The 6,000-nt window shown below is 36.9% G+C and carries 6 protein-coding genes; 5 read left to right on the plus strand and 1 reads right to left on the minus strand.

Annotation, left to right across the window (positions count from 1 at the left end; all coding sequences use genetic code 11):
- Window positions 1-76: 76 nt before the first annotated feature.
- Window positions 77-592, plus strand: a complete 516-nt coding sequence (locus ABES52_RS13500; protein WP_429651702.1) for a hypothetical protein — start codon at window positions 77-79, stop codon at window positions 590-592.
- Window positions 593-642: 50 nt separating this feature from the next.
- Here ABES52_RS13500 and ABES52_RS13505 read toward each other — a convergent pair whose 3' ends face one another.
- Window positions 643-1,134, minus strand: coding sequence for a hypothetical protein (locus tag ABES52_RS13505; RefSeq protein WP_429651703.1), 492 nt, complete (start codon window positions 1,132-1,134; stop codon window positions 643-645).
- A gap of 391 nt (window positions 1,135-1,525) precedes the next feature.
- Here ABES52_RS13505 and ABES52_RS13510 point away from each other — a divergent pair, with 391 nt between their 5' ends.
- From ABES52_RS13510 to ABES52_RS13525, 4 genes are all read left to right on the plus strand, one after another.
- On the plus strand, window positions 1,526-3,265 hold the full coding sequence (locus tag ABES52_RS13510; protein WP_429651704.1) for a carbon starvation CstA family protein: 1,740 nt from the start codon (window positions 1,526-1,528) through the stop codon (window positions 3,263-3,265).
- Between the two features lie 61 nt (window positions 3,266-3,326).
- Entirely contained in the window at window positions 3,327-3,596 is a 270-nt protein-coding gene (locus ABES52_RS13515) for a cory-CC-star protein (RefSeq protein WP_429651705.1), read from the plus strand.
- Window positions 3,597-3,608: 12 nt separating this feature from the next.
- Window positions 3,609-4,547: an ArsA family ATPase gene (locus ABES52_RS13520; protein WP_429651706.1), complete on the plus strand. Its 939-nt coding sequence runs from the start codon at window positions 3,609-3,611 to the stop codon at window positions 4,545-4,547.
- A gap of 441 nt (window positions 4,548-4,988) precedes the next feature.
- Window positions 4,989-5,813, plus strand: coding sequence for a protein-glutamine gamma-glutamyltransferase (locus ABES52_RS13525; RefSeq protein WP_429651707.1), 825 nt, complete (start codon window positions 4,989-4,991; stop codon window positions 5,811-5,813).
- Window positions 5,814-6,000: the final 187 nt, after the last annotated feature.

Genomic DNA, 6,000 nt, shown 5'->3' on the forward strand with positions numbered 1-6,000 from the left:
TTCTTATCGATCGCTTCAAAAAATTAGTATATTTCATTATTGTGAAAAAATTTTTTACTTGTGAGGTGGACGAATGATGAAAAAAATATGGGGGGCTACATTAGCGCTTGCCATTGTTCTTGGAGCTTGTTCCAACGACCAAACAGAAGAACAAAGTGCAAATGAACAACCTACAGAAGAAACTGAAACAGTAGATGTGAAGAAGGCCATGATGAATTTCTATATGGAAATGACGAACACGATTAATGAAAACGATACCGCATTAAATACATATCGTGAAGCGATGGAAAAAGAAAGTTCAGAAGAAATGGCACAGTTAAAAGAAGAAGCGTTAACATCAGCCGAAAAGGTTGTTGAAGCATTGCAAAGCGTCACGATTCCAACTGAACTCAATGCTTATGAAGAAACATTAAAAGAATCACTTGAAACTGTTGTTGGATCGTACGAAATGATCAAGGAAGAATTAACAAAGGAAGCACCATCTTTTGAAGCTGCTGACGCAAAATTTATGGAAGCCGATGAAAAAATTGCTAGCGTACTCGAAGAAGTTGGCTTACATAAGTCAAGCCTATACAATGATGTCAATATGTAAAAAAGTTCCAAGCTGACTCGAGAACCTTTGCCGAGTCAGCTTTTTATATATCAATTATTACTTTTAATGGATTCATTAAAGAAATTGTCAAATGAAGGATTCGTGAACAAGAGGGGGACAACATCAACTGGACCATCTTGTAAGTAAAGGTACGTAAGGCCGAATTCCTTGGAAACATATACATCTTCTTGTAAAAGGTAATGATCGTTTTTCCAAAGCGAACCTGTAATGGTTTTGTTCCGGACACTAGGATAACCATTCAATGACATCCAAAAGCAAATGAAACTAGTAACAAAGAGACCAATCGCACTAATGAGTAGAATCAGACGTTTGGAGGTCCATACGACTAATCCGATTCCGAAACATAGAAAAGAAAGAACAGAGAAGATATAACTTTGCGGGAGTATTCCGACCGCTGTTTCGTTGGTAAATTGGGCAATAAATATTTTCATAGGAATAATCGTGACAAATGGTAAGACGAAACTTGTGACCACTATTAGCAAACCAAGTTGTGTTCTTAATCTTAACAAATGCCTTTCCAATTGAATTTTCCACCTCCACTATCTACGAATGCCAAATGGAAAGTACATGAATTTAGTTATACATATGATTAGATGTTGAAGTTATGATTCCTACTTGAGTCGCGATTATCTTTTAACTTGTGAACATCTTAGACGTGAATCAGTCTTCAAGGTAAAAGGTGGGTGTCATTTTGATAAATTTTAATCAGTCTTAGTCTATTTTTGGAGGAATAGGAAAGTAAGTAGCCTATATAAAAGTAAAAGACGTTGCAAACAAAAATGCCCATTCTGTAGAAGGGGATTGTCGAAATTTATCGAAAATTTATTTCATAGAAAGTTCAGAAAATATTGACAATAGTCCATTTTTTTTCTTATGATTCAATTGAAACAGGTCAAAGAAAGGGGAGAGAAGATGAATTCGATTTGGTTGGCAGTCGCAGGTATGCTTGTGTTCACTTTAGGGTACCGGTATTACTCAAAATTTATTGCCGAAAAGATTTATCGGTTAGACCCGAACTATGTCACTCCAGCTCACAAATATAATGATGGAGTGGACTTTGTTCCGACTAGAAAGGTCGTGTTGTGGGGCCACCATTTCACTTCCGTTGCTGGAGCGGCACCAATTGTTGGACCAGCCATTGCGGTTTATTGGGGATGGCTACCGGCCTTTTTATGGGTTATTTTAGGGACTGTTTTTGCGGCTGGAGTTCATGATTTTGGGACGCTCGTGTTATCTGTACGCCATAAAGGGCAATCGGTCGGAACGATTACCAATCGGTTAATTGGTCGCAGTGCCAAAATGATGTTTTTATTTATTATCCTTATTTTAGTTCTCATGGTAAATGCTGTGTTTGCTTGGGTCATTTCGAATTTGTTTATTAAATTTCCGGCAAGTGTGTTGCCAGTGTTTATCGAAATCCCACTGGCGATTTGGATTGGCTATGCGGTATATAAACGAAAAAAAGAAATGCTTATACCATCAATTATCGCTCTAGTTATTATGTATGGAACAGCTGTACTAACAAGTAAAATTCCAGCCCTTCAAATCGACCTAGTGAAATATTTTGGAGGAGCAGAGAATACCGTATTATTTGGATTAGACGGCGTAGCGATGGCCTTTTTTGTCTGGATTGTTATTTTAATGGTGTATAGCTATTTTGCTTCGACATTACCAGTTTGGAAACTATTACAGCCTCGTGATTACATTAATTCCCATCAATTACTTATTGGGCTACTTATTTTATATTTAGGCCTTGTCTTTTTACAACCAAAAGTAACGGCACCAATGACGAATGCGAACGCCGATGTTTCTTGGTTCCCATTACTATTTATTACCATTGCGTGTGGAGCGATTTCAGGATTCCACGGGTTAGTATCATCGGGAACAAGTTCTAAGCAACTCGATAAAGAAACAGATGCTCGCTTCGTTGGGTATTTAGGTGCGGTAGGTGAAGGTTCGTTAGCCCTTATTACCATTATTGCCGTTACGACGGTATTCGCCACACAAGGTGAATTTTTGGCTGCTTACTCTTCATTTCAAGCTGCAAGCCAAGGAGGTCTTGGCAATTTTATTAACGGAGCAGCGTTGTTAGCAACAGGTATTTGGATTCCAGCTGATGTCGCACGTACGATCGTTTCCGTGATTGTTGTAAGTTTTGCCGCTACTACGTTAGATACGTCAGTACGACTTATGCGGTACATTATTTCAGAGATCGGTGCAGAGTACAACTTGAAACCGCTAACAAAAATGCACGTCGCGACATCGGTTGCAGTTTTATCTAGTTTAGCGTTAGTGTTATTACCGAAAGGACCAAATGGTTTCGGTTCAGGTGGTTACTTATTATGGCCATTGTTTGGAACGAGCAACCAACTGCTTGCAGGAGTAAGCTTACTTTTAATTACGATTTGGTTGAAGCGGCTAGGTAGAAACTATTTATTCACCTTTATTCCGATGGTATTCATTTTCTTTATGACTCTGTGGGCAATGGTTCAACAAGTCGTCTATAAATGGTCATTCGTTGGTAATGATCCGAATATGCTGTTATTCGTTCTTGGTGGACTCATCCTGGTATTTGTTTTCTGGATCATTCTTGTGGCAATTGCTGCTTTTGTTAACCGACGCCCTACCGATCCAATTTCCACAGATATGTAATGTTTGAGGAATAGGGAGAGTTACCCTATTCCTTTTTCTACACAAAAAAGGGGGTAGGAAAATGTCGATTCCTTTTTTGAAACAATTGAAAAATGCTATCGAAATTTACGATCAAATGTTAAAACAACCTCATCGTGCACAAATTCTAAGAGAAATTCGCGAGGAAGAAGATTTATTTATGCTGCTTTGTGCATCAGAAATGTTAGGGATTCCAAACCCGGCTTTTTATTATACATTGGAATTATATCCGCTGATAATTGAACGCTTCCATGAATGGCATCTTCGGATGGGAATGGAAAAATCTCCACTTGATGGAATCCGATGTTGTTAGGGAGGATAAAAGATGAAACGAAAACTGTATTTTGTAGGTGGAAAGGGAGGAGTTGGTAAAAGTACGACAGCAGCTGCTCTTGCCTTTACATGTAGTGAACAAGGATTAAAAACGCTCCTTGTTTCAACGGATCCTGCCCACAATGCGGCGGATTTGTTTCATATCAACGAAACGACACATACATATGTACAAGTTTCAAATCATTTATCCATCATAGAGTTAGATGCCGACATAGAAACTGATCAATATATAAGAGAAGTGAAAAAGAATATGAAAGGGCTTGTCAAAGGGACGATGATAGAAGAAGTGTATCGTCAGCTTGACCTTGTGAAAAGCTCTCCAGGTGCTCAAGAAGCGGCCGTATTCGACCGAATGGCCTCTCTAATTGTTGATGAATCGTCATTTGATGTGATTGTGTTTGATACAGCACCGACAGGACATACACTACGTTTACTTATGTTACCAGAATTAATGGGTGCTTGGATCGATGGGTTACTCCAACGTAGAAAAAATATGAAAGAACAATATTCACAATTCTTGTATGACGGTGATGTACCTGACGATCCGATTTACGAAGTGTTAATGAATCGACGGCACAAGTTTACAAAAGTTCGAGATATACTTACGGATCAGGAACAAACGGATTTTGTTTTCGTGTTAAATCCTGAACGGCTTCCTATTGAAGAAACGAAACGAGCAATCGAACAGTTACGCGCCTTTCAGATGGACGTTCGTCATCTTGTCATTAACAAAGTATTACCAAATGAAGGATTGGATTCTTTTTGGGAACAACGAAAACAGGTTGAACAAGAATATTTACAAATAATAAAAGAAACGTTTGACAAAGTTCAAATGACGTTTATTCCTCTTTTTCCACATGATATTCGTTCGTTGGAAGATATCCGAAATTTCAGTGCCCATATGAACCTCTCCCACCTACACATTGTTTAGAGGTAGGGAGACTTCTCGGTTAACATGTTAAATAATTTCCGTTACAGGACATGTTGTACATAGATAGGAAACACCCATTTCCTCTTTATTTTTTTGTATTCATTGTCATGCTCCACTGTTGGTTGCAAATCCAAGTAAAGTAGAGGCTCGTTTTTGTAGTTAACTTTACTAAAATGATTTGAGGATATTTGTTCAATATAAGGACATATATCCTCTTTTTTCTTACATAAGTAAATTATTATTTTGAAATCGAAAATTAGTCTATTATTTATACAATGTACGAAACATATGTTTTAAAAAATTATCAGAGGATACCCCATGTTCAAATTTGGTCATTTTACTTTAATTATTCATATAATTATTTATTAAACAGTATTTGGATGCTGCAATTCTCTATAATCAATTTTAATCTCATTACCTAAAAAAGGGGAAAGATCATAAGTGATAAAAATTAATCAAAAATTGATAGATGTTAGTCAAATCAACCACGAAAATTTATCGTATGAAAAAACTAAAATCCTTGAATTAATGGGGAAATACAACAAGATTTATGAGTATGAGACAATAGAGCAGCTGGAATTCGAACTGTCGGTTAGGCTTCAAATCATTCAAGCAGCTGTTTTGTTAAATAATAGTGGAGTCCAATTTGCAACCTATAGTACATCTACCTGCAACGAAAACTATTGGAAACTTGAGAAAAATGGAGCCTTTGTCCTTAAACCAAATGTTTTACCTCAAACTGCGATTGAAGATATCTTCCTTAATGGAAGCAAGTATGCATTTGAATGTGCTACAGCCATGGTGATCATATTTTATAAGGCTGTTTTAGAATCGATGAATAAAGAGCAATTTAATCGCCTTTTTTCAGGTCTTTATTTATACAATTGGGTATATGACCAGGATCTTAATCTTCGTACTCATGAAGGAACGGATTTTCTACCCGGAGATTGCGTTTACTTCAAAAACCCTGAACATGACCCTAAAACTTCACAATGGCAAGGTGAAAATGCGATTATCTTAGATGAGAATCTCTATTATGGACATGGAATTGGAATTACAACGAGTCAAATCATTATTAATTTTTTAAATACAAAAAGAAAGAAAAATTCCAATAAGTCAGCATATCTTACAAATCATATTACACGTTTAAATTTTGATTATTTAAGCCCTTTTAGATTAAAAATATTCCGTGAAAGCCCCCTTATATATCAGCAGTTTTCCAATCTGATCATTTCTAAAATTGGTTCAAAAACTTATTTTTTATAACACCTAAGATGTGGTATGGAAACGTCCTTTAGACATGGAATATGTATTCTCCTTTTTTTATCATTCGGGTCTGGATAAAACGTTGAGGAGTCTTTTTTTATTTTTTGGCTCTGTTAAATGATACTGTTGATATTTATACATTTCGCTTGTGGCGGACGCTTTCCGCGGGCAAGCCGCTTCCCTCGCT

The sequence above is a fragment of the Aeribacillus pallidus genome (assembly GCF_050478865.1).
Classification (GTDB): Bacteria; Bacillota; Bacilli; order Bacillales; family JACDOC01; genus JACDOC01.